This is a genomic window from Rhodococcus artemisiae, from assembly GCF_036327795.1.
In the GTDB taxonomy this organism is placed as follows: Bacteria; Actinomycetota; Actinomycetes; order Mycobacteriales; family Mycobacteriaceae; genus Rhodococcus; species Rhodococcus artemisiae.
The window spans coordinates 473,086-496,581 of sequence record NZ_JAUTXY010000004.1 but is presented as its reverse complement, the minus strand read 5'-3'; the positions used below and the strand labels follow the sequence as shown (position 1 = coordinate 496,581).

Genomic DNA, 23,496 nt, shown 5'->3' with positions numbered 1-23,496 from the left:
GCGGGAGGTTACGTCTCTGCCGCCGTCTCGAACCGGTTGAGCTTGTACGTGGTCACCGGCGGGGGAACGAGACAGCGCAGGACTTTGAGCCCCAACCGGTACCGCAGCGGCCACATGCGCCCCACCTCCGGCTGGGGCGACGCGAAGGTACGGGATTCGAGCAATGTCAACCCGAGCGGCTCGAGCGTGCGCGGATCGTCGCACGTCCACACCATTCGGGCGGGCACCGCCTTGAAGACCGGGTTGCGGTCCTGGCTGTTCATCATCGCTCGGCCACCGGTGTCGAACGCGAGACCGATTCCAGGAAATTCCGCCACGATACGTTCGAGCGTCGAGTGAACCTGATCCGCCGGAAAGTACAGGAGCACTGCCTCGCTCAGCAGGAAGACCGGCCCGCCACGCTCCTTGACCTGCTCGAACCAATCGGTGTCGAAAAGCGAACCGGCAATCATCGTGTAGCGATCGCTGTCGGAGAAGAAGCGCCTGCGCAGCTCCATGGTGTCGGGAACATCGAGATCGAACCAACGCACGCGACCGTTGTCGAGCCGTTCGAATCTCGTCGACAATCCGCACCCGAGATCGACGACAGTGCCGTCGGGGTGCTCGGCGAGAAAGCTGCGCACGTACCCGTCGAAGATCGACGCCCTCAGTACCGATCCGAACAGTGACGGGCCGCGGAACTTGGCGAAGTCGTAGTCGAGTGTGTCGACGAGTTCGGCGGCCTTGCGATCGTCGAGCACGCTGTGACGCTTACGCGCGTCGAGCGCCCGCCCGTAGAGCGGGATCAGCAGAGTTTCCTGAATTTCGCCGAGCGAGATGGATTCACCCATCGCTTCAATATAGGTTAGGCGACCCTTAATCGAAATGGCTTCGATGAATGATGCGTCCGCCCAGCGGGAGACACCGCTTCCCTCCGGCCTTCCGTATCTCGACCATGCAGTGCATCACACACTGCCCACACCGGAGGCCTGCAATGACCGCATTGTCCAGCCAACCCGACACCACCGCCTCGCACGAGGACGAGATCCGCGTCATCGAAGCAGCGGCACCCCCGGAACGATTCGCACGCGGATGGCACTGCATCGGCCTGATCCGAGATTTCACCGACGGCGAGCCCCACCAGATCGACGTGTTCGGCACCAGCCTCGTCGTGTTCGCCGACAGCCGAGGAAAGCTCAACGTGCTCGACGCGTACTGCCGTCACATGGGCGGCAACCTGGCACAGGGAACTATCAAGGGCGACTCGATCGCGTGCCCGTTCCACGACTGGCGCTGGAACGGCAAGGGTAAGTGCAGCGACATCCCCTACGCCCGCAGGGTCCCCCCGCTCGCCCGGACCCGGGCGTGGACCACGCTCGAACGCAACGGCCAGCTGTTCGTATGGAACGACCCCGAAGGAAACCCTCCGCCCGAGGATGTCACGATCCCGCACATCGAGGGCTACGGCACCGACGAATGGACCGACTGGTCGTGGAAGACCCTGCGCATCAAGGGTTCCCACTGCCGCGAAATCGTCGACAACGTCGTCGACATGGCGCACTTCTTCTACGTGCACTACTCGTTCCCCCGCTACTTCAAGAACGTGTTCGAGGGGCACACCGCCACCCAGTACATGCGCTCGACGGGGCGTGAGGACGTCATCGTCGGCACCAACTACGACGACCCCAACGCCGAGTTGCAATCCGAAGCCACCTATTTCGGCCCGTCATACATGATCGACTGGCTCGAGAGCCAGGCCAACGGCATGACCATCAACACGGTACTGATCAACTGCCACTACCCGGTGAGCAACAACGAATTCGTGCTGCAATACGGCGCGATCGTGAAGAAGCTGCCCGGACTGTCCGACGAGGAGTCGGCGGGCATGGCCGCACAGTTCGCAGAAGGCGTGGAACTCGGTTTCGAGCAGGACGTCGAGATCTGGAAGAACAAGGCACCGATAGACAACCCTCTGCTGTCCGAGGAAGACGGCCCCGTCTATCAGCTCCGCCGCTGGTACAAGCAGTTCTACGTCGACTCTGCCGAGGTCACAGATGACATGACGACCCGCTTCGAGTTCGAAATCGACACCACCCGCGCGGTCTCCAACTGGCGCAAGGAAGTCGACGAGAACATCGCTGCCGGCCGTGTCATCAACTCCACCGCCCCATGACCACAACCGACATCCTTCGCAAGAACAGGAACACCCCCATGAGTTACCAAGTGCTGAACCGTGTCGATGCGATGGCGGATGAGTTGTTCGTCGAAGGTGAGGAAGCCGAGCGAATCGGCAAACTCGCAGACGAGACCGCCAAGCGTATGAAGGAAGCCGGCTCGATCAAGATGCTCCAGCCGAAACAGTACGGCGGCCAGGAGGTCCATCCTCGCGAGTTCGCCGAGACGGTCATGCGTACCGCATCACTGAACCCGTCGGCCGGTTGGATCCACGGCATCGTCGGCGTCCACCCCTGGCAGCTGGCATTCGCCGACCCTCGCGCGCAGGAAGAAGTGTGGGGTGAGGACGACAACACATGGATGGCATCCCCGTACATGCCGGGCGGAATGTGCGTGCCGGTCGACGGCGGCTACAAGTTCTCCGGACGCTGGCAGTTCTCGTCCGGCACCGATCACTGCGACTGGGCGTTCCTGGGCGCCCTGGCCTGCACCCCCGACGGGGTGCCCGAACAGCCCGTGCGCATGCTCCACGTGATCATCCCGCGAACCGACTACCGCATCATCGAGGACTCGTGGGACACCATGGGACTACGCGGTACCGGTTCGAAGGACGTCGTGGTCGAGGACGCATTCGTCCCCGACTACCGGGTGATGGACTGCGACGAGGTGATCGACGGAACCGCGGTGCGCCGATACGGGCGCACCGAGACGCTCTATCTCATGCCGTGGTCGACGATGTTCCCCCTCGGCATCACGGCCGCGACCATCGGCATCGCCGAGGGGATGGTCCATCACGCCGAGGTCTACCAGGGCGACAGGATCAACGCACAGGGCACCGCCATCAAGGACGACCCTTACACCCTCTTCGCGATCGGTGAAGCCGTCGCCGACCTGCAGTCGGCCCGCGACACGTTGCTGGCGAACGTGGACCGGATGTGGGATCTGGTCGATTCAGGGAAGACACCGACGTTCGCGCAGCGCGCGGAAGGGCGTCGCACCCAGGTGCAGGCCGCATGGCGGGCCGTGAATGCGATCGACAGGATCTATCCGCGCTGCGGTGGCAACGCTCTGCGCATGGACAAGCCTCTGCAACGCTTCTGGCGTGACGCACACGCCGGGCTGCACCACGCGATCCACGTGCCGAGCACGGTCTTCCACGCGTCGTCACTCAGCCGGCTGGGCGTCGAACCCGAGGGACCACTGCGGTCGATGATCTGAGCACCGAGCATGCCGCACCACAACACTCGAATCACCGGAAGGATTGCTCGATGACGGATCTCAAGGCCCTGGGCTACGTCAGGATTCAGACCACCGACATGGACAGATGGCGGACGTTCGCGTTCGACGTCCTCGGGTTCGCGCGCGGGTCCGGTCCCGACCCCGACGCGCTGTATCTGCGGATGGACGAGCGCTCCGCACGCATCGTGGTGGTGCCCGGCGACACCGACGAAGTGGCCGCCGTGGGATGGGAGGTGCGGGATCACGCCGCGCTGCAGCAGGTCACCGAGAAACTCGAACTGGCCGGTGTCGCCGTCAAGTCGCTGTCGCTCGAGGAAGCCGATGCCAGGCGTGTGGAGGAGGTGATCACGTTCGACGACCCGAACGGCACGGCACTCGAGGTGTTCCACGGCGCGGTGCTCGACCACTCGCCCGTGGTCACACCGTTCGGCGCGCGGTTCGTGACCGGCGCACTCGGCCTCGGCCACGTCGTACTGCCCGCGCTCGATACCCAGGCTTCGTTCGATTTCTACACCGATGTCCTCGGTTTCCTGCCTCGCGGCGCGTTCCGCGTGCCCGCGCCCCCCGAGTTCGGGCCACTACGGATCCGCTTTCTCGGGATCAACGAACGGCACCACAGTCTCGCGCTGTGCCCGGCTCCACATGCGGGTGCACCGGGCCTGATCCACATCATGGTGGAGGTGGATTCGCTCGACGCCGTCGGCCAGGCGCTCGACCGCGTCATGAAGGACGGATTCTCCGTATCGTCGACTCTCGGCCGGCACACCAACGACAAGATGGTGTCGTTCTACGTACGTGCACCCGGAGGTTGGGACATCGAGTTCGGTACGGAGGGCATGAAGGTGGACGAAGCGCACTACAGCGCCGAGGAGATCACTGCCGACAGCTACTGGGGGCACGACTGGTCGGGCAGCGAACCTCTCGCGGCGATGTAGCGGATCGGCCACGACCGGACCCAGTCAGCGGACGTTTCTCGGGCCCCGCGGTTCCCTTCGGAACCGCGGGGCCTGCGCGTTTGTGATGCAGTTCACGAATACCCTTCCCTCCGGGCGCCGAATGTGGCACTATTTCGATTAGAAATAGCCACGTCAAGCCCGAAAACACGCTTGGTGATCGCAAGGGAGCCCCCGTGACTGTCGAAAGCCCGTGTCCTACCGTGCCCACTGCAACCCTCGACCGCCTGTCCTCCGTCCTCGACGCGTTCGACGGCCCCGGACGGCTGACACTGTCGGGCGTCGTCCGCCGCACCGGACTACCGCGCTCGTCCGCGCACCGCATGCTCGACCAACTTGTGAGAATGCGCTGGCTGCGGCGCGACGGACGCGACTACGAACTCGGCATGCGACTGATCGAACTGGGATCGATTGCACTCGCGCAGGACCGAGTACACAGCGCGGCGGTACCCGTGCTGCACGAGCTGCATCGGATGACCGGCTGCGTCGTACACCTCGCCGTGCTCGACGGCACCGACATCGTCTACCTCGACAAGATCGGAGGGCGACTCGCCGGTGCGGTGCCCACCAGGGTGGGCGGTCGCAGACCTGCCCGGGCCACCGCGGCCGGAAAGGTGATGCTCGCCGGCACGACCGAACTCGCAGACACAGACCTCGCGCGGGTTCGAGAATCGGGCTTCGCCATCGAGAAAGAGGAATCACTGCGCGGATTCGGCTGCGTCGCAGCCCCGATCGGACCGGACGACTCCCCCGTCGCAGCGATCTCGGTGTGCGGGCCGGTGCGCTCGATGCCATTCGATCATCGCCTCGCCAACCCGGTGCGTGCTGCCGCCACTCGAATCTGGCGTGACTACCAGGAGCAACTCGTCGGCGTCTCGCCCGTCCTGGGCCGGACCCGCGCCTGGCACGCACATCAGGTCATGGAGCCCGCGTGAACGACACCCGAACACCGCGCAGCAGCCCTGGGCACACGGCGTTCCGGCAGGTCCTCGCGTCGGCTCAGTCTCCTGCGCGCTGAAGGCCTTCGACGATCTCCTCGACGCTGCGCCACGATCCGGGCTCGAGCGGCGCGAGGGCGCCGGACCCCGTGAACCGCGCCCGCTCGAACTGTTCTGCTGCCTCGTCGATCTCATCGAACAGTCCGCGCGACAGTTCGATTTCCGCATCGAAGTACCGGACCGCCCACCGCAGGCTCATCCGTGGAAACGCCCACCCTGGTTCTCGCGACGAATGCTCGGCGTGCAGGGCCGCACGATCACGTAATTCGGTCATGTTGTCGATATGAGCGCGCACGAGCGCCTTGAGATGTTCCGGATCGTTGAGATGCCCGAGCCACATCCGGAGCATCACCCCGTGCTTGAGGACCGGGATTTCCACCGGGGCGTGGCGCGACCACGTTCCGACCGCGGCCTTGCCCGCCGCGGTGACGCTGTACACCCGACGGCCGCGCACGCCCGCTTCGACGATCGCGCGCGACTCGACGAGCCCCATGTTCTCGAGCTTCTTGAGTTCGCCGTACACCTGACTGACCGACGGGCTCCAGTAGAAGAACCCGATGCTCCAGTCGGCCCATTTCTTCAGGTCATTGCCCGAAAGCTCCTCACCGAACGAGAGCATGCCGAGGACAGCCCAACTCGTCGCGGGCAGTGACGGGTAGGACGGCTCGGCGAACTCCTGGTGATCCGACATCTGCTCGAGCCTAACAACTGCGACGAGTCCCGGAGAGCAGGTGGACCGCTGAGCGAACACGTCCGCTGGGCGGGAAACACGGGGTCACGCCGGCTCGCTTCGTCAGTACCGTGAGCAGGTATGACGGAACGATCCGAGTATGTCGGCCGAAGCTTCCACCCCACTGCGGACTCCATGGTCGACCACATGGAACCTGTGTCGTGTGGATGCGGCACGACCGTGTTCGTCGAGAAATTCAGCGAGGCCCACACGAGCGTCCAATGGCCCGCGCGCACGGTGTGCCCGCAGCTCGTGCACGAACGGTCGCCCGGCGGCTGGAGCCCGACCTGCACGTCGCTACGGCACGCGATCGACGAGGCGTGCGAATCCGGTCGTATCGGCCTGTCGTCACGCCACGATCCGCCTCCGGTCCGCTTCAGCGACGGTGACGCCGGAACCCGCTGAGGCAGATCCCGGCGTCACCACAACACTCAGCGCTGAGTGCTCCCTGCGTCGACGGGCAGAGCCACCGCCGTGATGTAGCGGGCTTCGTCCGAAGCCAGGAACAGCGCGGCATTCGCCACGTCGACCGGGTCGATCCATGGCACGTCGAGCAGATTCATGGTGCGTGCCGCCGTCGCGAACTCTTCTCTGCTCGGATCGAGCATACCCGGGCAGAACTTCTCCCGCACGTGCCGATTCTGGATCATGAGGGTATCGACGTTGGTCGGGTGCACAGTGTTCACCCGAACTCCGTGCGGTGCCATCTCTTTCGCAAGTGATCGCATCAACCCGACGACGCCGTGCTTGGCTGCGGTGTAATGCGCGACGCCGACCAGCCCCTTCAGTCCTGCTATCGAACTCGTGAGAACCACGGCGCCACCACCCCGCGCGATGAGGTGCTCGGCGGTCACCGCGCACGTGATCCACACACCGGTCAGGTTGACATCGAGCATGGTGCGCCACTGATCTTCGGACATCTCGACGGCCGATCCCGATGAGGTGATACCCGCTGTTGCACAGACGATGTCGAGACCACCCGAGGCACTGACAGCCTCATCGACCGCGGCAGCCATCCCTTCCCGATCCCGAACGTCCACGATCGCGGTCCACACTTCTGCCCCGCATGCGCGGACCAGGTCGGCAGTCATGGCGAGGTCGTCCACGCTCGCAGGTTCGGTCAGCACCGATTCGACGGTGCCGCACAGGTCCAGGGCGATCACGTTCGCGCCCTCCTCTGCGAACCTCAGCGCCTGTGCTCGTCCGATTCCCCGAGCGGCCCCCGTGACCAGTGCGACCTTCCCCTGGACCCTGCCCACTCCCCTGGCCTGCGCCAGTAGTTCCGTCATGTTCACACCTTCTCCGTCAGGCCCGCATCGACCGGAACACATGTCCCCGTCATGTAGCGGGACTCGTCCGATACGAGGAACACCACCGCATTGCTCACGTCCACCGGATCCACCCACGGGACCGGCAGGATGTTCCGTGCAGCGAGGACAGCCGCAGCATCGGCTTCCGTGGGTTCGGCGATGTCCGGGCACAGCCGCGCGAATACCTGCGGGTTGATGATCATCGGTGTGCGTACCGATCCGGGCTGCACCGTGTTCACCCTGATTCCCCGGGCACCGAGTTCGTTCGCGAGTGTGCGGGCAAGCCCGATCACCGCGTGCTTGGCGGCGCTGTACGGCGCGGCCGTCGCGATCGCTCTGGTACCGGCCGTGGACGCGATGATCACCACCGATCCCCCGTCTGCCAGGTGCGGCGCAGCGGCAGACACCGTGTTCCATGCGCCGGTGACATTGACATCGAGAGCGCGTTGCCAGTCCGCGGTCGCCACCGTCCACGCCGGTCCGGGAGTGTCGTAGACACCGGCGTTGGCGACCACAGCCGTCAGCGGACCGAGGGTCCCCGCTGCCGAAGCCATCGCTTCGGCCATCGCCGCACGATCGCACACATCGGCCACCGCACTCACGCACCGCCGCCCCGTGCGTGAGACGGCATCGACGACCGAATCGAGGTCGGTACCGGCAAGATCGAGCGCCACGATGTCTGCGCCTTCCTCCGCCATCCGAACGCAGTGGCTCTTCCCCATACCGCCGGCGGCACCGGTCACCGCAACAACGGCACCGTCCAGACGCGCCCTCATTCGGCCATCACCTCGGCCGCATCCGGACGCGGACGGCGAACAGCGTCGACGAGTTCGAATCCGTCGTAATCGGATTCGGCGACCTGCGCGCAAATCTCCCGGTACGTCGCGAATCCGCCCAGGAACAACATGAATACGCGTGGCTTCCCGGGAATGTTCGCGCCCATGTACCACGAGTTCGCACGAGGGAACAGTGTGCGGTCGGCTCGTTCGGCCAGCTCGGCCTGCCATCTCTCCACCGCGTCGGTGCGCGCCTCGAGGCCCCTGTACCCGTGTCGGTCGAGGTAGCCGATGGCGTCGGCGATCCAGTCGACGTGGTCCTCGGCGCCGAGGATCATGTTCGCGAGCACGCTCGGGCTGCCCGGGCCGGTGACGAGGAACAAGTTCGGAAAGCCGTCGACGCCCAACCCCAGATACGTGCGAGGACCACCACGCCAGTGCTCACGCAGAGTGCGGTCGGCGCGGCCTCGGATGTCGATGCGGTCGAGAGAGCCGGTCAGCGCATCGAATCCCGTCGCGAACACGATCGCGTCCAGGTCGTAGTGCTCACCCGTGGTACGAATTCCGGACTCGGTCACCTCGTGCAACGGTGTTTCACGAAGGTCGACGAGCGTCACGTTGTCACGGTTGAACGTCGGGAAATACCCGGAGTCGGTGACGATCCGCTTCGTGCCGATCGGATGGTCCTTCGGGATGAGCCGGTCGGCGATGACCGGATCCGCGACCATCGACCGGATCTTCTCCTCCACGAAGATCCGCGCCGTGTCGTTCGCTGCCGGATCGGACGTCTGATCGGGGAACGTCTTTGCGAAAAGGACCCCTCCCATGTTCCATCGTTCCTCGTACGCGCGGCGGCGTTCTTCCTCACCTACCTCGAGCGCGCGATGAGGGTGCGGCTGGAACGGGGAGCCCCCTCCGCTCAGCCGCGACAGGCGCCGTCTCTCGGCATACTCCGCCTTCTGTTCGTCGCGGTGCTCATCGGTCATCGGAGCATTACCCGCCGGAACCGAATAGTTGGCGGTGCGCTGGAACACCGTCAGATGCTCGGCCTGCTGCGCGATCATCGGAATCGACTGGATTCCCGACGAACCGGTGCCGATCACCCCGACCCGCATGCCGGTGAAGTCGACGCCGTCGTGCGGCCACGCAGCGGTGTGCAGCACGCGGCCGGCGAATCGGTCTCGTCCGGGGATGTCCGGGGTGTTCGCCGCCGAGAGGCTACCGGTCGCGAACACGCAATACCGGGCACGCACACACTCGCCCGCATCCGTGCGTACCACCCATTCGACGGCATCCTCGTCGAATATCGCCGATTCGACGCGGGTGTCGAAGGTGAATGCGGAGCGCAGATCGAACCGGTCGGCGACATGATTCAGATAGCTCAGGATCTCGGGTTGGGTCGCGTACTTCTCGCTCCAATCCCACTCCTGCTGCAGCTCGTCGGAGAACGAGAACGAATAGTCGACGCTCTCGACATCGCAGCGCGCCCCGGGATACCTGTTGAAGAACCACGTGCCGCCGACGTCGGCTCCCGCCTCGAAGCCGCGCACGGTCAGCCCGTCCCGTCGGAAGCGGTGCACCGCATACATCCCTGCGACGCCGGCACCGACCACGACGACGTCCACATTTGCTGGTTGTGTCATGGCGGCGACGGTAGGGATGCCACCGAGCACCCAGCTATGGGTTCTCCCGCTGGGCGGCCCTACGGTGTCGCGGAGGCGCCTACCGCGGAGAAATCCGCAGAAACAAGAAGATCCCCCTCGCCGTATTCGACGAGGAGGATCTTCTGCTGTGCGCCCGAAGGGATTCGAACCCCTAACCTTCTGATCCGTAGTCAGATGCTCTATCCGTTGAGCTACGGGCGCAGGTGTATTCAGTTTTCTTTCGACGGTGACGCTACACCATCGTGGCGGAGGCGAGAGGATTTGAACCTCCGGTCCCCTGTAAGGGGGACAACTCATTAGCAGTGAGTCCCATTCGGCCGCTCTGGCACGCCTCCTTGCGGGGTTTCGATTCTCTCGAACCGCCGGGGCAAAACATTACACAACCCCTCTACAGAAAAGCAAAACACCTGGTCAACGCAGGTTACTGTCGAACCAATCGAAGATTCGGCGCCTCGCGTCGATGATCGCGGCCTCCCGAGGGTCCTCGTCCGGGTCGGCGGTCGAGTGCGTCGCCGGCGGCTCGTCGGGACGATGTTCGAGGCCCTCGTAGCTCACGACGAGGGTCGGTGCGTCCGCCTTGGCCGCGGAGTCGCTCAACTGCTCGACGTCCCGCCGAGGTGTGTTCGGATCGTCGATGCCGTACAGACCCAGCCACGGTGCGCGTATCGACCGCACCAGGTCGACGAGTGGCGGGACGACGGGTCGCAGCGACTCGACGATGCCCGGCGCCGCGACACTGACGACCGCGCCGACGGGACGCGTGGTCCCGACCCACATCGCTGCGGTCCCCGCCTCATCGAAGCCGAGGAGACCGACCATGTCCATCCCGATGCCGGCGGCCGTGATCCAAGCAAAGGTGGCGTCGGCATTGACGCGGGCTGCCTCTGCGAACAGGGCCGCCTCATCGGATCCCGGGCCTCGACTGTGGAGATCCGGCGCCACGATCAACCAGCGTTCGTCGGCCAGCGCCTCCATGAACTCGAGGAGCGTCGGCGAGAACACGCGCGCGCGATGCAGCAGCACGATACAACCTCGGGGGCTCACATCCGGACGAACGACGGTGAGCGGCAGCTCGCCCGCCTCCCCTGCCAACGGTGCAGCATCCTTGCTGAGTTCCGGCATGGTCTCCACGATGGCACGACCGTCCGAGTCGTGCACGCAAACCTCGGGAGCATAATCGGTTGGTGACTCCGCGTACCCGCCCCGACCTTGCATCGATCCCCGCCTACGTTCCCGGACGCACCGTCCCGAACGCGGTGAAGCTCGCCAGCAACGAGACGACCCTGGGCCCGCTCCCCAGTGTTCGCGACGCGATCCTGGAAGCAGCAGCCACCGTCAACCGGTATCCCGACAACGGCTCCACCGAGCTGATCGGGGCGCTGGCGGCACGTCTCGACATGTCGGCCGACCGTATCGCTGCGGGGTGCGGATCGGTGAGCCTGTGTCAGGAACTGGTCCAGATCACCTGCAACGACGGCGACGAGGTCATCTACTCGTGGCGGTCGTTCGAGGCATACCCCGTGGTCTGTGCGGTCGCGGGCGCCACCGCAGTGCCGGTGCCGAACACCCCCGACCACGGTCACGACCTGAAGGCCATGCTCGCGGCGATCACCGACCGCACGCGACTGATCTTCGTGTGCAACCCGAACAACCCCACCGGCTCGTGCCTCGGGAAGGACGAGCTCGAGCTGTTCCTCGACGCCGTCCCGGACCACATCGTCGTAGCCCTCGACGAGGCGTACTTCGAGTACATGCGCAACGCCCCCGGCGAAGACCTCGCCGACGGAATCGCACTCGCTGAAGGTCGCCGCAACGTCGTGGTGCTCCGCACCTTCTCGAAGGCCTACGGCCTCGCCGGCCTGCGGGTCGGCTATGCCGTCGCCGACCCGGAGATCATCGTCGCGATGAGCAAGGTGCACACGACCTTCTCGGTGAACTCACTCGCACAGAAGGCCGCGATCGCGTCGCTCGGAGCCGCGGGTGAACTGCTCGCACGCACCGACGGTGTCGTTGCCGAACGTGAACGTGTGCGCGGTGCACTGCTCGAGGCCGGCTACTCGGTGCCGCCCAGCCAAGCGAACTTCGTGTGGCTTCCGCTGGGCGAGAAGTCGGCGGCTTTCACCGCAGCTGCGGTCGATGCGGGTGTGATCCTGCGCAACTTCACGGGAGAAGGAACCCGCATCTCGATCGGCGATCCACACGAGAACGACCTGTTCCTGGCCTATGCGACAGGTGCCGGCCGGGAAATCGCGGGAGTCGCCTGATCTTGGCGAGACCCAACCGTTACCGCTGGGTATCGGGCGTGTTATCCGCGGCTGTCAGACTCGACCGGTTGTACTGACCGGTGAGCACGGAGGAACGGATGGGCGCACGCTCGGCACTGCGACGGGCTCTGTCCGTCGTGGCGACGGTCGCCGCCGTGGTCATTGCCACCGCCGCCGGACAGGCCGGCGCGGTACCTCCCGACACGGCCCCGCTGCGTCTGATCACCTTCGGTGATCTGCACGGCAATCTGCTGCCACCACAGGGCCCGCGCAGCGAAGTGGTTCGCTCGGACGGCCACTCCGTGCCCGCCGGTGGCGCTGCATACCTCGCGGCGTATGTCCGTCAGCTCCGCGAACAGGCCGACGATTCGGTGTTGTACGCGGTGGGCGACTCCTGGGGGTCGTCGCCGATCGAATCGGCGTTGTTCCACGACGAACCCACCGTCGAGTTTCTCAACGATCTCGATGTGACGGCCGCAGCACTCGGCAACCACGAGTTCGACAACGGCTTCGCGGAGCTGGAACGACTACGTGACGGTGGATGCCACCCCGAGTCCGGCTGTCAATTCACCGAGACGTTCGGGGGCGCAACCTTCCCGTTCCTCGGGGCCAATGTCACGACCTCGGATGGGGCGCCGGCCGCGCTGCCGTTCGATATCAGCTACGTCGACGGGATCCCCGTCGGCGCTATCGGGATCCTGCCCCACAACACCCCCGAGTACATTCGTCACGACGCGATCGATGGCCTCCGGTTCGGCGACGAGATCGAAGCGGTGAACCGCACCGCCGACATCCTCGACTCACTCGGGGTCCGCTCCATCATCCTGCTGTTCAAGGGCGATATCGCCTCCGGAATCGACTCCGATCCGTGCAGTCTCGACAACGGCCGAGCCAAGAACATCACCTCGACTGTCTCCTCGCATGTGGATCTCATCGTCACCTCCGACGGTGACGGGCAGTTCAACTGCAGCTACCCCGACCCGGCCGGCCACCAGCGCACCGTCCTACAGGGCGCCTCGCACGGACGCATACTTTCCGTTGCCGATATCGCCATCGACCGGACGACCCGCGACGTCGTACGCGACCGGACAGTCGCGTTCAACCAGGTGATCACCCACGACATCACTCCCGATCCGCGCACCGAGGATTTCGTCGCGCGGGTCGCCGACAAAGCGTCCGACACGGCCGCACGGGAGGTGGGACGAATCGCCGCCGACATCACCCGCGACCCGTCCGCAAGCGGTGAATCGGCGCTCGGCAACCTCGTCGCCGACGCCCAGCTCGCCGCCACCGCACCGCTCGGTGCGCAGATCGCGTTGACCAACCCGGGCGGACTCCGCGGCGACCTCTACTACGACGACGGTGGTGCCATCACCTACGGCGAGGCCTATGGAGTTCAGCCGTTCGGAAATCTCCTCCAGATCCTCGAACTGACCGGCGCTCAGCTCACGGCCGCGCTCGAACAGCAGTTCCAGACGGACGTCGCGGGTGCCGACCACGAACGGATCCTGGCGCCGTCGCACAACCTGCACTACACCCTCGACCGGCTTGCACCTGTCGGGCAGCGCGTACGCGGCATCACCGTCTCGGGTGCTCCGCTGGACCCCGACGCCATGTATTCCGTCGCCGTCAACGACTATCTCGCTGGTGGCAGCGACGGATTCTCCGTGTTCGCCGAGGCCCGGTCGCGTGTCGGGGCAGGCGAGGAACTCACGGCCCTGACCACGTTCCTGTCGAACCCCACGCCGTGTCGGCCTCCGGCACGAGACCGCATACACGTTCACTGAGATCCACCGACGATCCACCGATGCTTCGGCGGTCAGAGCCCGAGCGCATCCTCGAGCGTGGGCCACGCGGTCTTGATGTCGTCTTCCCAGTACCCCCACGAGTGGGTGCCCCACGGCCGGTACACGACGGTCGCAGGTATATGCAGCTCGCGAAGTCTGCGATCGAACGTGAGGGTGCAGATGAACGCACCCATCTCGAGCGGGACGCCCGTCGACATCGGTTCGTTGGCCACCGCGAAGTCGTGGGGACCCAGCAGCCCGTTGCCGGTGCTGATGAACACTTCCTTGCCGCGCAACTGATCGGCGTGCACGTAGGGGTCGTGCGCAGCCCAGTCCGGATCGTCCGGCGGACCCCACATGTTGTTGGGGTTGCCACCCTTGTAGACAACCGTGGCGCGCACCGAGTTACGTGTCGAGTCCTGTTGCGTGTCGAGGCAGCCGCTCAATGCCGCGACTCCCTCGTACAGATCCGGCTTGCGGGTGATCAGCATCATCGCCGCGGTCGCGCCCATCGACAGCCCTGCGACCGCGTTGGTTCCGTTGCCGTTGAATCGCGCGTCGATGATCGGCGGGAGCTCCTCGGTGAGGAACGTTTCCCACCGGTTGACCCCGAGGACCGGATCCGGTTGCTGCCAATCGGTGTAGTAGCTGCCCGTTCCGCCCACGGGAAGCACCACATTCACGTTCTTGTCCGCAACGAAGTCGACGATGTCGGTCTCCTTCGTCCAGGTGCTCTCGTGGTACTCGGACTCTTCACCCGCGCCGACGCCGTCGAGGAGATACAGCGTCGGGCGCGGTCCGTCCCACGCCGGGTGCAGCACCTGGACCTGCACGACTCTCCCCATCGCAGGCGAGAACACGAACAGCGCCGTGCGGCTGTCGGTGATGTGCTCGGCGCGATCGATCACCGCCGCCTGTGGAGATGGCTGAGCGTGCCCGACCACAGGGCCGGACAGTGGTAACAACAGCGCCACGGCAAACGCGGCGATCGACCTCTTGTGCATACAGCTCCTCGTCCCCCGACGACCGGAGTTCGATCTCAACCCGTCCGGCATGTCCGGGTCAAGTCAACTGGAAGCGACCCTAGTAGTCGGCGCCGTACACCGTGCGAATTCTGCCCATCTCGGACGATTCGGGCGTAGCCGGCACGTCAGTCGAGCTCATCCCGACGCAAGTACGCAAGCACAGCGAGCACCCGACGATTCGTGTCGTCGGTGGGCGGCAGCACCAGTTTGTTGAAGATATTGCCGACATGCTTGCCCACCGCCGACTCCGTGACGAACAACTGACCAGCGATCGCCGCATTCGAATGTCCCTCTGCGATCAAGGCGAGCACCTCGCGCTCGCGCGGCGACAACTGCGCCAGAGGATCCCGCCGGCGCCGGAACAATTGCTGGACGACCATGGGATCGATCACCGTGCCACCTGCAACCACCTGGCGCAGTGTGGAGACGAACTCCTCGACATCGACCACGCGATCTTTGAGCAGGTAACCGACGCGCCCGCCGTCTGCCCCCAGAAGCTCGTCCGCGTAACTCAATTCGACGTACTGACTCAGCGCGACCACGGCGAGCTCCGGGTAGGTTCGCCGCAATTCCACTGCCGCGCGCAAACCCTCGTCGATGAACCCCGGTGGCATCCGCACATCGGTCACGACGAGGTCCGGACGGTGCTCGGCGACAGCCGATTCCAATGCCACGGCATCCGGGACCGACGCCACGACCTCGAACCCGAACCGCTCGAGCATCGCGGCGAGACTCTCGCGCAGCAGTGCGCCGTCCTCGGCGAGGACCACTCGCACAGCGGTCAGTTCTCGATCCACGGCAACTCCACTCGGACGACGGTCGGCCCGCCGGGCGGGCTGGAAAGAAGCATTCTGCCGTCCACCGCAGCGACCCGGTCGGCCAGGCCCGTCAGACCGCTCCCCTGTTCCGGATCCGCACCGCCGCAGCCGTTGTCCACGACCTCGACGACCAGCAGATCCCCGGCGCGCCGGGCAGCCACGTCGACCGCCGTCGCATCCGCATGTTTGGCGATGTTGTTGAGCGCTTCGACCACCACAAAATAGGCTGCGACCTCGACGTCCGGCGCCGGGCGCGGCGAAACCTCCGCGGTGACGCAGACCGGGACGACGAAGTCCTCGGTCAGCTCACGTAGGGCGTCGGGTAGACCGCGGTCGGTGAGCACCCTGGGGTGGATTCCCCGGATGAGTTGCCGCAGTTCCGCCATCAGGTCCTTGGCCTGGTCATGCGCCTGAGACACACTTTTCCCGGCGGCGGAATCCGGTGGGAGGTCGAGTTTGGCCATACCCAACTGCAGAGTGAGGTTGACGAGCAACGACTGCGCGCCGTCATGCAGGTCCCGCTCGATCCTGCGACGTTCCGCCTCGAAAGCATCGACCAGTCGAGCCCGGGACCGAGACACTTCGACAAGCCGAGCGCGAAGCGCGTCCGGGTCGTCGCCGCACAACAACGACCGGGCGAGCGCACCGTGCAGTCCCGCGATCAGAGCAATCACATACGGGATCGTCGGCAGCAGAAGCAGACCTGCGATCGCGTAGGGGACGGCCTGATCGACCGACGAGATCTGACTGAAGCCGAGCGCCACCGCCTCGTTACCGTCACCGACCACCAGGGGGCCGACCACCATCACGACGATGAGTCCGACGATCACCGCGGCCAGGAGCAACAACGCGGGAACCAAGGTGAGCAGCAGGACTGCGTAGCCGAGCTCCCTCCATGTCGCGGCCTCGGTGTAGCGGGTGCGCACCCACGGCCACAAACCCGCGGCGGGAGGAGCGCGGTGCGCCGAGAGCGCCCGATCGCTGCTCACCAGACGCAGCCGCATACGTTCCAGAGTCGCCAGCGGTATCGCCACCAACGGGCCGAGCCCGAACACCAGCACCACGCCGAGAACACCGAGGAACAACACCCTGCCGAGCGGTTGCGGATACATGCCGTCGCCTGCCCACACGACCAGGACCAACCACGGGACGCAGAACGCCGCGAACGGCAGCGCCACCGCGCACACCACCGGGACAGTGGTCAGCAGATAGCCGAGCGAACGCCACAGCCACCCTGTCAGCAGGAAGCGTCGTCGTGTGATCGCGGCGAGCACCGTGGTCGGTTCAACAGAGGACACTCGAGTGAGCCTATCGACGCAGCCTCGGTTTCGGGATGAGGTGAGGTGCAGTCGAAAGGTGGTGCTGGCACCACCTCCGATCCGCCGCGTGGACCCAGTGACCACGGCACCGGCGGAATGGTCGGCTGTAGTCATGCAACTGGAGCTGAACAAGGTCACCAAGACCTATCGGGGTAAACAGGCCGTCACCGACGTCAGCATGCGGATCGGGCCCGGAGTTCTCGGACTCCTCGGACCCAACGGAGCCGGCAAGTCGTCGCTGATGCGTATTCTCTCCACGATCACCCGGCCGACTTCCGGCACGGTCACGTGGAACGGTACCGACATCGTCGCTCGGCCGGAGCCGCTCCGACGTGTCCTCGGCTACCTCCCACAGGATTTCGGTGTCTATCCGAATCTCAGTGCCAGGGAGTTCCTCCGGTATCTCGCCGCAGTCAAGGGACTGAGCACGCGGTCTGCCAAGGAGCGGGTCGACGAACTGCTCGAACTGGTCAACCTCACCGACACGGGATCGCGTCCGGTGGGCAAGTTCTCCGGTGGCATGCGCCAGCGCGTCGGGATCGCTCAGGCGCTTCTGGGCGACCCCGAGCTTCTCGTCGTCGACGAACCGACGGTCGGGCTGGATCCTGAGGAACGCATGCGGTTCCGCAACCTGCTGGGAGATCTCTCGTCCGACCGGATCGTCATCCTGTCCACTCACATCGTGTCGGACATCGAAGCCATCGCCGACGACATCGCGATCCTCACCGCCGGCGAACTGCGTCGGCGCGGCACCCCCGAGGAACTCCTGCGTTCCGCAGACGGTCTGGTGTGGGAAGCGATCGTGCCCATCGATGCAGTGGCCGACATCCGGCAGCGAGCGACGATCACCCGCACCGTCCGAACATCACAGGGCGTGCGTGTTCGTGCGGTCGCACATACGCCTCCGGTTCCGGGTGCGCGTCCTGTCGAACCCGACCTCGAAGACGCGTATGTCAGTGCGGTCCATACCCCGATCGCACCTGCCGGGGTGACCCGATGACCAGTGCGGTTGCTGCCGTCTCGATGGCAGATTTCCGGGATCGTGCGCGGCGCCCCGCGTTCCTGGTGACGGTGCTCGGTGCCGTCGCCCTCGGGTATGTTGCCGTCCCGCCCGCCTCCGCCACGTACGCGATGGTGAAGGTCGGGTCGTTCCGGGGAATGTACGACAGCGCGTACATCGGCATGATGCTCGCCATGATCGGCAGTCTGTGGCTGCCACTGTTCGGGTTCTACGTCGTCCGCAGCAGCATCGCGCGCGACATCTCCACCGGCGTGGGCGAAACGCTTGCCGCCTCCCCGATGCGTACGCCGATGTATCTGCTGGGGAAGTTCCTCAGCAACCTGATGGTGCTGGCAGCGATGGCTGCGGCACTCGCCTTCATCGCACCGGTGATGCAGCTTCTCCGCGGGGAATCCACGGGCCTCGACATGACGGCGCTCTGGCTTCCGATCGTGTTGTTCTGTCTTCCGGTCCTGACCGTGGCCGCAGCTGCCGCTGTGGTGTTCGAGACGATCCCGCTCTTGCGCGGTGGTGCGGGAAACATCCTGTGGTTCTTCGTCTATCCGTCGATGTTCCTCGCTGGGATTCCGCTGATATACGGCAAGATCACCGCGGGGTTCCAGACCGACCTGGCCGCGCAGCACCCCGGGATGGACGACGAGATCTCGATCGGGCTCACCGCGGAACCCGGTGCGCTCGGGCAGTTCACGTGGTCGGGAATGGGCGTCCACCCGACCCTTGTCGCAGCGAGTGTGGGATTGATCGCGGCATCGACGCTCGTCGCCGTCATACCGTCGTTCTGGTTCACTCGGTTCGATCCGTCACGGCTGCAGATTTCCCTCTCGAACACTTCCACCCAGCCGCTCTCTGCAACACCGGAACCGTTTGCTACACAGGAATTCTCACGACCCGTACGAGAACTGTCCCCGGCGGAGCGTGGACACGCGTTCCTGGGTCTGTTGATCGGCGAGGTGCGGATCCATCTCGGAAGTGTGTCGCGGTGGTGGTGGCTCACGCTCGCGATCGTGACGGTCGCGTCCCTCGCGGTTCCCACTGATCGCGTCGGCACCGCGCTGCTCTTCGCGTGGTTGCTGCCGGTGCTGCTGTGGTCACGTCTCGGCACGCTCACCTACGAACAGGGCGTAGACCCCCTTGTGGAGCGTGGTGTCTCGCCGCGCATCCGTCTCATCGCCGAGTGGGGCGCGGGGGTGCTCATTGCGGCCGTCGCCGGTGTGGGCCCCCTGGTGAAGTTGCTCCTTGCACCGGACTCGACCGGCGTAGCCGCGTGGGTTGCGGGTGCCGCGTCGATCCCTGCACTTGCGCTGCTGATCGGGTCGATCGGACGGGGCGCACGTGTATTCCAGGCGGTCTACCTGGTGATCTGGTACGCCGTTCTCAACGGCGTCGCGGCCGTCGACGTCATGGGCGTGCTCCGCACCGACGGGTCGCTCAGTGGCCCGTCTCCCCTGTTCACCCTCGGCATCAGCGCTGTGTTGATCGCCGCCTCCCTACTCGTACTGGAGATTCGACATGCCCGTCGTTGAAAACCTGCCTCGGAAATCCCTTCTCTCTGCCGGTGTTGCGGCACTGACACTCTCGACTCTTGTACTCACCGGATGCACCGCCGGTTCCGCGAGTCAGGAACAGCGGAGCGACACCTACAGCGGCGCGTTCACCTCCGTCACACTCGATCTCGATGATGCGGGTGCGAAACAACTCGGTGTCACCACCGCGTCGCTGAGCGCACAGGTGATCGGCTCCGACCGCGACGACATCGAGATCCGACGCACCGTGGAGTTCACCGACGGCGACAAGCCCGAGGAGAGCATCGACACCGGCGCGTCCGGTCTGACGATCAGCACGCGGTGCCCCGACAGGTTCGCCGTGGGCAGCCCCACCTGCGTCGCCCGCTACGAGATCTTCGTCCCCTACGGCACCGTCATCCACGCGAACTCCAAGTTCGGCGATCTGACGGTGACCGACACCCGTGCCGCCGTCGACCTTGATTCCCGCTACGGTGACGTCGCGTTGGTCGTGGGCCCGGGCAGTTACGCGGTCGACGCCGTGTCCGCAACGGGGGCGAGCACCGTCGAGGTGCCGCAGGATCCTGCAGGGATCCCGGCGCGGCTGCGGTCCGGGGACGGGTCGGTCTCTGCGACGACCTCGATCGGGTAACTACCGCGGCGCGGCGATCCCCCACTCGTGTGCCAGCAGTTCGTACGAGCGGATCCGATCGTCGTGTTTGTGCGTCACCGAGGTGATCACCAGTTCATCGGCGCCGGTCACTCGTCGCAACGTCTCGAGGCGTTCCGCGACGGTGCTCGGGGATCCGACGAACTGGGTGATCAGCCGATCGTCGACGAGCTCGCGTTCGGTGTCGGTGAGCGGTGGGGTCGTCCTCGGATCGGGATAAGGAATGGCGCCGTGTCCGGACCGGATGCTGTGCGTCCAATGACCGTAGGTCGATGCGAGTTCCTGTGCGGTCGCGTCGTCGTCGGCCACAACCGCATCCGCGGACACGACGACGTACGGCTCCGCCAGGATCCGAGAAGGACGGAACGCGGCACGGTAGGCGTCGACGGCCTCGACCGTCGTACCGGGGCTGACATGGTAGTTCGCGCCGAACGGCAGCCCGAATCGTCCCGCCAGGTCCGCGGAAGGCCCAGCGCTCGAACCGAACACCCACAGTTCCACATCGGCGTCCTCACCGGGGCTCGCGTGAAGGGCCGTTCCGTCCGCAGATTTGTAGTTGCCCTCGAGGAGGGCACGAATGTCTTCGACCTGGTGCGCGAAGTTCGGGGCGTCGGCACCCGGCTGCTGCAGCACCGCCAGGCTCGATGCCAGCCGCGACGACGTGAGCAGCTTCGCTGTCGGGAACGGAGCGGGGATGACGAGACCGTCCCGGATCTCGGTGGCTCGTGGCGCCGGCTCGTCCCCCCGCGACGCGGCGGCTTTCAGCGCCTCGGCCCGCCGCTGCCCCGATCGCCCCAGCCCGAGGTCGATCCTCCCCGGGTACAGCGCGTCGAGGGTGCCGAACGCTTCGACGACGGCAATCGCGGTGTTGTGACCGAGCTGCACCGCCGCAGCACCGACCCGAATCGTGGCGGTGGCGGCGGCGATTGCTCCGATCAACACAGCGGGTGACGACGACGCGACAGCGACGAAATGATGCTCCGCGACCCAGTAGCGCTTGTACCCGAGGCTCTCGACACGTCGTGCAAGGTCCAGGGTGTTGTGCAGCGCCGCAGGCGCGTTCGACCCCTCGCTGATCGGCGACAGGTCGAGAACCGACAGCGGAGTCGGATTCGACGCGCTCATGCGCCCGAGTCCCTTGCGTGAGGGGTGCGCTCGCCGGCTTCGACAGCGAACGGCAGGTGATTCTCCGACGGTGCGATCGGGCAGGTCGCGGCATCGGTGAACGCGCACGGAAGGTTCGAGGCGCGGTTGAAATCGAGGGTGACCACGCCGTCCTCGACCGCTCCGACCTGCAGGATTCGTGCGGCGGGATACGTCGTGACACCACTCGTGGCGTCCGTGAACAGGATGCGCAGCGACGCCTCCGAGTCGCCGAACGCAACGAGTTCGTATTCGGCATCGTCGTGCACGAATCGGATCAGACCGAGCGCGGGATGGTGGTGTTCGAGTCCGTCCACCACGGCACCCGTGGTGACGGTGCGCGGCGGGTCGAACGCCGTGAACTGCCCGGGGATCACCCATCCGGGGTCCGGTTCGTATGCCGGGATCCCCGTGAAGGACGTGAGTGCCGGCGCAGTCCGGTCGTGGATTCGAAGCGCGAAACGGCCCGTCCGCTGGATGATCTCGATATGTCCGCGCTCGAACTCCACGTCGACCCCGGGTGCTCCCTCGACCGGATGGTATTCGGTGGTCTCTTCGGCCAGTTCCCGCACCACTGCGTCACCGTCGACCCGCCAGAGACCGGGAACGTCTCCGTAGTCGGCGGCGGTGTCGTCGAGCCAGTACAGTGCGGTCAGGCTCAGCCAGCCGAGCGGCTGCCGCAACGACTCGTCGCGCTCGGAGTGCCACTGCTGCCACTCCGCGATGAAACGATCGAGTGTGGTGGTCATGATGCGCGGACTCCTTCGCTCGTGCTGTGTGGGTGCTGCAACCCGAGATGGCTGCGCAGGGTGGCGCCCTCGTATTCGGTGCGGAAGCTGCCGCGTTCCTGCAGCAGCGGCACAACCTTGTCGACGAACCCGTCGAGACCACCGGGGGTCAGGTGGGGAACGAGGATGAAGCCGTCACTGGCGTCGGTCTGCACGTACTCGTCGATCTCGGCGGCAACGTCCGCGGGGGTACCGATGAATTGCTGCCTGGCGGTGACCTCGATGATCAGTTCACGAATGCTGAGGTTCTCGGCCTCCGCCTTCGCACGCCACTCTTTCGCGACGGCGAGTGGATCCTTCGCGTGCCGGACCCGCCCGCGAGTGATGTTCACGTTGTCCTCGGGTTCGATATCCGGCAGCGGACCGTCGGGGTCGTACGCGGACAGGTCCTTGCCCCACACCTGCTCGAGGAACGCGATCGCCGTCTGGGGACCGACCTGCTGAAGTCGGATGCGCCGCGCGTTCTCGTGTGCTTCCTCGGTGGTGTCGCCGAGCACGAAGGTGGCGGCGGGAAGGATCTTCAGGTCGTTGTAGGTGCGTCCGTATTTCGCGAGACGGCTCTTCACGTCGGTGTAGAAGGCGCGCCCTTCTTCGAGTGTGCCGTGCCTGCTGAAGATGGCGTCCGCCTTCGCAGCTCCGAACTCCCGGCCCTCGTCCGAGTCACCGGCCTGGAGCAACACCGGGTGTCCCTGCGGGCTCCGCGGCACTTCGAAGCGACCGGCGATGTCGAACTGTGTCGTGTGAATATCGAACGGCGCAATATCGCTGTCTGCGGCGAAGATTCCCCTCTTCCGGTCGATCACGGGTGCTCCCGCGCGCCAGCTGTCCCAGAGTTGCCGGACGACGTCGACGACCTCGTCGGCCCGCACATACCGCTGCGAATGCTCGAGGAATCCTCCGCGTCGGAAGTTCTCACCGGTGAACGCGTCCGACGAGGTCACCAGGTTCCAGGCCGCCCGGCCGTCGGAGAGGTGGTCGAGCGTCGCGAACTGCTTGGCCAGTTCGTACGGTTCGTTGAACGTGGTGTTGATCGTGCCTGCCAGCCCGAGGTGGCTGGTGGCCCCGGCGAGAGCCTCGAGCACCGTGAGGGTGTCGGGACGACCGACGACGTCGAGATCATGGATACGGCCGCGGTGTTCACGCAGACGCAATCCCTCGGCGAGGAAGAAGAAGTCGAACTTGCCGCGCTCCGCTGTCTCGGCGAGGTGCACGAACGACGAGAAATCGACCTGACTCTCGGAGGCGGGGTCGGCCCAGACGGTGGTGTTGTTGACCCCCGGGAAATGGGCGGCCAGATGGATCTGCTTGCGGATTTCGTTTCCGGACAACGTCATC

General features: G+C 65.5%; 22 protein-coding genes and 2 tRNA genes. 10 read left to right on the top strand and 14 right to left on the bottom strand.

All coding sequences use genetic code 11. The annotated features are described in order from the left end of the window. Positions 1–8 precede the first annotated feature (8 nt). Positions 9–830 (bottom strand): class I SAM-dependent methyltransferase, encoded by an 822-nt coding sequence (locus Q7514_RS12380; protein WP_330133533.1) that lies wholly within the window; start codon positions 828–830, stop codon positions 9–11. A 143-nt stretch (positions 831–973) separates the two neighbouring features. Between Q7514_RS12380 and Q7514_RS12375 the strand changes: the two genes are divergently transcribed. From Q7514_RS12375 to Q7514_RS12360, 4 genes are all read left to right on the top strand, one after another. Further along, the gene (locus Q7514_RS12375; protein WP_330133532.1) at positions 974–2,152 is read left to right on the top strand and encodes a Rieske 2Fe-2S domain-containing protein; all 1,179 of its coding nucleotides are present in this window, start codon (positions 974–976) and stop codon (positions 2,150–2,152) included. Positions 2,153–2,190: 38 nt separating this feature from the next. Continuing rightward, complete coding sequence (locus Q7514_RS12370; RefSeq protein ID WP_330133531.1) at positions 2,191–3,372, top strand: acyl-CoA dehydrogenase family protein; 1,182 nt, start codon at positions 2,191–2,193, stop codon at positions 3,370–3,372. A gap of 50 nt (positions 3,373–3,422) precedes the next feature. Then, positions 3,423–4,328: a biphenyl-2,3-diol 1,2-dioxygenase gene (gene bphC, locus Q7514_RS12365; RefSeq protein WP_330133530.1), complete on the top strand. Its 906-nt coding sequence runs from the start codon at positions 3,423–3,425 to the stop codon at positions 4,326–4,328. 194 nt (positions 4,329–4,522) lie between these two features. Beyond that, the gene (locus Q7514_RS12360; RefSeq protein WP_330133529.1) at positions 4,523–5,281 is read left to right on the top strand and encodes an IclR family transcriptional regulator; all 759 of its coding nucleotides are present in this window, start codon (positions 4,523–4,525) and stop codon (positions 5,279–5,281) included. Positions 5,282–5,345: 64 nt separating this feature from the next. Here Q7514_RS12360 and Q7514_RS12355 read toward each other — a convergent pair whose 3' ends face one another. Next, positions 5,346–6,035, bottom strand: a complete 690-nt coding sequence (locus tag Q7514_RS12355) for a PadR family transcriptional regulator (protein ID WP_330133527.1) — start codon at positions 6,033–6,035, stop codon at positions 5,346–5,348. A 120-nt stretch (positions 6,036–6,155) separates the two neighbouring features. On the opposite strand from Q7514_RS12355, the gene Q7514_RS12350 reads away from it, so the two are divergent. Then, positions 6,156–6,479 (top strand): hypothetical protein, encoded by a 324-nt coding sequence (locus Q7514_RS12350; protein ID WP_330133526.1) that lies wholly within the window; start codon positions 6,156–6,158, stop codon positions 6,477–6,479. A gap of 26 nt (positions 6,480–6,505) precedes the next feature. Here the strand turns inward: Q7514_RS12350 and Q7514_RS12345 are convergent, their stop codons facing one another. The 6 genes from Q7514_RS12345 to Q7514_RS12320 all read right to left on the bottom strand — a co-directional run bounded on the left by Q7514_RS12345 (position 6,506) and on the right by Q7514_RS12320 (position 10,982). Beyond that, on the bottom strand, positions 6,506–7,363 hold the full coding sequence (locus tag Q7514_RS12345; RefSeq protein WP_330133525.1) for a mycofactocin-coupled SDR family oxidoreductase: 858 nt from the start codon (positions 7,361–7,363) through the stop codon (positions 6,506–6,508). A 2-nt stretch (positions 7,364–7,365) separates the two neighbouring features. Then, on the bottom strand, positions 7,366–8,160 hold the full coding sequence (locus Q7514_RS12340) for an SDR family oxidoreductase (RefSeq protein ID WP_330133524.1): 795 nt from the start codon (positions 8,158–8,160) through the stop codon (positions 7,366–7,368). After that, positions 8,157–9,803 carry a flavin-containing monooxygenase gene (locus Q7514_RS12335; protein ID WP_330133523.1) on the bottom strand — a complete coding sequence of 549 codons (1,647 nt, stop codon included), beginning with the start codon at positions 9,801–9,803 and terminating at the stop codon, positions 8,157–8,159. Before Q7514_RS12335 ends, Q7514_RS12340 begins: the two co-directional genes overlap by 4 nt. 149 nt (positions 9,804–9,952) lie before the next feature. Then, positions 9,953–10,025 (bottom strand) — tRNA-Arg (locus Q7514_RS12330). A gap of 42 nt (positions 10,026–10,067) precedes the next feature. Beyond that, positions 10,068–10,159, bottom strand: a tRNA-Ser gene (locus tag Q7514_RS12325). Positions 10,160–10,235: 76 nt separating this feature from the next. Beyond that, entirely contained in the window at positions 10,236–10,982 is a 747-nt protein-coding gene (locus tag Q7514_RS12320) for a dienelactone hydrolase family protein (RefSeq protein WP_330133522.1), read from the bottom strand. Between the two features lie 26 nt (positions 10,983–11,008). On the opposite strand from Q7514_RS12320, the gene hisC reads away from it, so the two are divergent. Then, on the top strand, positions 11,009–12,088 hold the full coding sequence (gene hisC / locus Q7514_RS12315; protein ID WP_330133521.1) for a histidinol-phosphate transaminase: 1,080 nt from the start codon (positions 11,009–11,011) through the stop codon (positions 12,086–12,088). 98 nt (positions 12,089–12,186) lie between these two features. Then, on the top strand, positions 12,187–13,875 hold the full coding sequence (locus Q7514_RS12310) for a bifunctional metallophosphatase/5'-nucleotidase (RefSeq protein WP_330133520.1): 1,689 nt from the start codon (positions 12,187–12,189) through the stop codon (positions 13,873–13,875). Positions 13,876–13,907: 32 nt separating this feature from the next. Here Q7514_RS12310 and Q7514_RS12305 read toward each other — a convergent pair whose 3' ends face one another. The 3 genes from Q7514_RS12305 to Q7514_RS12295 form a co-directional block, all read right to left on the bottom strand. After that, the gene (locus Q7514_RS12305; RefSeq protein WP_330133519.1) at positions 13,908–14,879 is read right to left on the bottom strand and encodes an alpha/beta hydrolase; all 972 of its coding nucleotides are present in this window, start codon (positions 14,877–14,879) and stop codon (positions 13,908–13,910) included. 146 nt (positions 14,880–15,025) lie between these two features. Then, positions 15,026–15,697: a response regulator gene (locus Q7514_RS12300; RefSeq protein WP_456239143.1), complete on the bottom strand. Its 672-nt coding sequence runs from the start codon at positions 15,695–15,697 to the stop codon at positions 15,026–15,028. After that, entirely contained in the window at positions 15,682–17,016 is a 1,335-nt protein-coding gene (locus tag Q7514_RS12295; RefSeq protein ID WP_330133518.1) for a sensor histidine kinase, read from the bottom strand. Before Q7514_RS12295 ends, Q7514_RS12300 begins: the two co-directional genes overlap by 16 nt. Before the next feature lie 133 nt (positions 17,017–17,149). Between Q7514_RS12295 and Q7514_RS12290 the strand changes: the two genes are divergently transcribed. The 3 genes from Q7514_RS12290 to Q7514_RS12280 are packed head-to-tail and all read left to right on the top strand — an operon-like array spanning position 17,150 to position 20,212. After that, a complete protein-coding gene (locus Q7514_RS12290) occupies positions 17,150–18,037 on the top strand; it encodes an ABC transporter ATP-binding protein (protein WP_330133517.1) in 888 nt (295 codons plus the stop codon). Next, the gene (locus tag Q7514_RS12285) at positions 18,034–19,581 is read left to right on the top strand and encodes a hypothetical protein (protein ID WP_330133516.1); all 1,548 of its coding nucleotides are present in this window, start codon (positions 18,034–18,036) and stop codon (positions 19,579–19,581) included. Before Q7514_RS12290 ends, Q7514_RS12285 begins: the two co-directional genes overlap by 4 nt. Continuing rightward, a complete protein-coding gene (locus tag Q7514_RS12280) occupies positions 19,568–20,212 on the top strand; it encodes a hypothetical protein (protein ID WP_330133515.1) in 645 nt (214 codons plus the stop codon). Before Q7514_RS12285 ends, Q7514_RS12280 begins: the two co-directional genes overlap by 14 nt. On the opposite strand, the gene Q7514_RS12275 is transcribed toward Q7514_RS12280, so the two are convergent. The 3 genes from Q7514_RS12275 to Q7514_RS12265 are packed head-to-tail and all read right to left on the bottom strand — an operon-like array spanning position 20,213 to position 23,495. Beyond that, the gene (locus Q7514_RS12275) at positions 20,213–21,355 is read right to left on the bottom strand and encodes an LLM class flavin-dependent oxidoreductase (protein WP_330133514.1); all 1,143 of its coding nucleotides are present in this window, start codon (positions 21,353–21,355) and stop codon (positions 20,213–20,215) included. After that, positions 21,352–22,122, bottom strand: coding sequence for a DUF1684 domain-containing protein (locus tag Q7514_RS12270; protein ID WP_330133513.1), 771 nt, complete (start codon positions 22,120–22,122; stop codon positions 21,352–21,354). Before Q7514_RS12270 ends, Q7514_RS12275 begins: the two co-directional genes overlap by 4 nt. Then, positions 22,119–23,495 (bottom strand): NtaA/DmoA family FMN-dependent monooxygenase, encoded by a 1,377-nt coding sequence (locus tag Q7514_RS12265; RefSeq protein ID WP_330133512.1) that lies wholly within the window; start codon positions 23,493–23,495, stop codon positions 22,119–22,121. Before Q7514_RS12265 ends, Q7514_RS12270 begins: the two co-directional genes overlap by 4 nt. Position 23,496: the final 1 nt, after the last annotated feature.

What these genes read in the sequence shown, in the direction of transcription:
- Q7514_RS12375 (WP_330133532.1), top strand. Translation starts at nt 974, where the DNA reads ATGACCGCATTGTCCAGCCAACCCGACACCACCGCCTCGCACGAGGAC.
- Q7514_RS12280 (WP_330133515.1), top strand. Translation starts at nt 19,568, where the DNA reads ATGCCCGTCGTTGAAAACCTGCCTCGGAAATCCCTTCTCTCTGCCGGT.
- Q7514_RS12370 (WP_330133531.1), top strand. Translation starts at nt 2,191, where the DNA reads ATGAGTTACCAAGTGCTGAACCGTGTCGATGCGATGGCGGATGAGTTG.
- Q7514_RS12345 (WP_330133525.1), bottom strand. Translation starts at nt 7,363, where the DNA reads ATGACGGAACTACTGGCGCAGGCCAGGGGAGTGGGCAGGGTCCAGGGG.
- Q7514_RS12335 (WP_330133523.1), bottom strand. Translation starts at nt 9,803, where the DNA reads ATGACACAACCAGCAAATGTGGACGTCGTCGTGGTCGGTGCCGGCGTC.
- Q7514_RS12305 (WP_330133519.1), bottom strand. Translation starts at nt 14,879, where the DNA reads ATGCACAAGAGGTCGATCGCCGCGTTTGCCGTGGCGCTGTTGTTACCA.
- Q7514_RS12340 (WP_330133524.1), bottom strand. Translation starts at nt 8,160, where the DNA reads ATGAGGGCGCGTCTGGACGGTGCCGTTGTTGCGGTGACCGGTGCCGCC.
- Q7514_RS12350 (WP_330133526.1), top strand. Translation starts at nt 6,156, where the DNA reads ATGACGGAACGATCCGAGTATGTCGGCCGAAGCTTCCACCCCACTGCG.
- Q7514_RS12270 (WP_330133513.1), bottom strand. Translation starts at nt 22,122, where the DNA reads ATGACCACCACACTCGATCGTTTCATCGCGGAGTGGCAGCAGTGGCAC.
- bphC (WP_330133530.1), top strand. Translation starts at nt 3,423, where the DNA reads ATGACGGATCTCAAGGCCCTGGGCTACGTCAGGATTCAGACCACCGAC.
- Q7514_RS12380 (WP_330133533.1), bottom strand. Translation starts at nt 830, where the DNA reads ATGGGTGAATCCATCTCGCTCGGCGAAATTCAGGAAACTCTGCTGATC.
- Q7514_RS12310 (WP_330133520.1), top strand. Translation starts at nt 12,187, where the DNA reads ATGGGCGCACGCTCGGCACTGCGACGGGCTCTGTCCGTCGTGGCGACG.
- Q7514_RS12285 (WP_330133516.1), top strand. Translation starts at nt 18,034, where the DNA reads ATGACCAGTGCGGTTGCTGCCGTCTCGATGGCAGATTTCCGGGATCGT.
- Q7514_RS12275 (WP_330133514.1), bottom strand. Translation starts at nt 21,355, where the DNA reads ATGAGCGCGTCGAATCCGACTCCGCTGTCGGTTCTCGACCTGTCGCCG.
- Q7514_RS12290 (WP_330133517.1), top strand. Translation starts at nt 17,150, where the DNA reads ATGCAACTGGAGCTGAACAAGGTCACCAAGACCTATCGGGGTAAACAG.
- Q7514_RS12355 (WP_330133527.1), bottom strand. Translation starts at nt 6,035, where the DNA reads ATGTCGGATCACCAGGAGTTCGCCGAGCCGTCCTACCCGTCACTGCCC.
- Q7514_RS12265 (WP_330133512.1), bottom strand. Translation starts at nt 23,495, where the DNA reads ATGACGTTGTCCGGAAACGAAATCCGCAAGCAGATCCATCTGGCCGCC.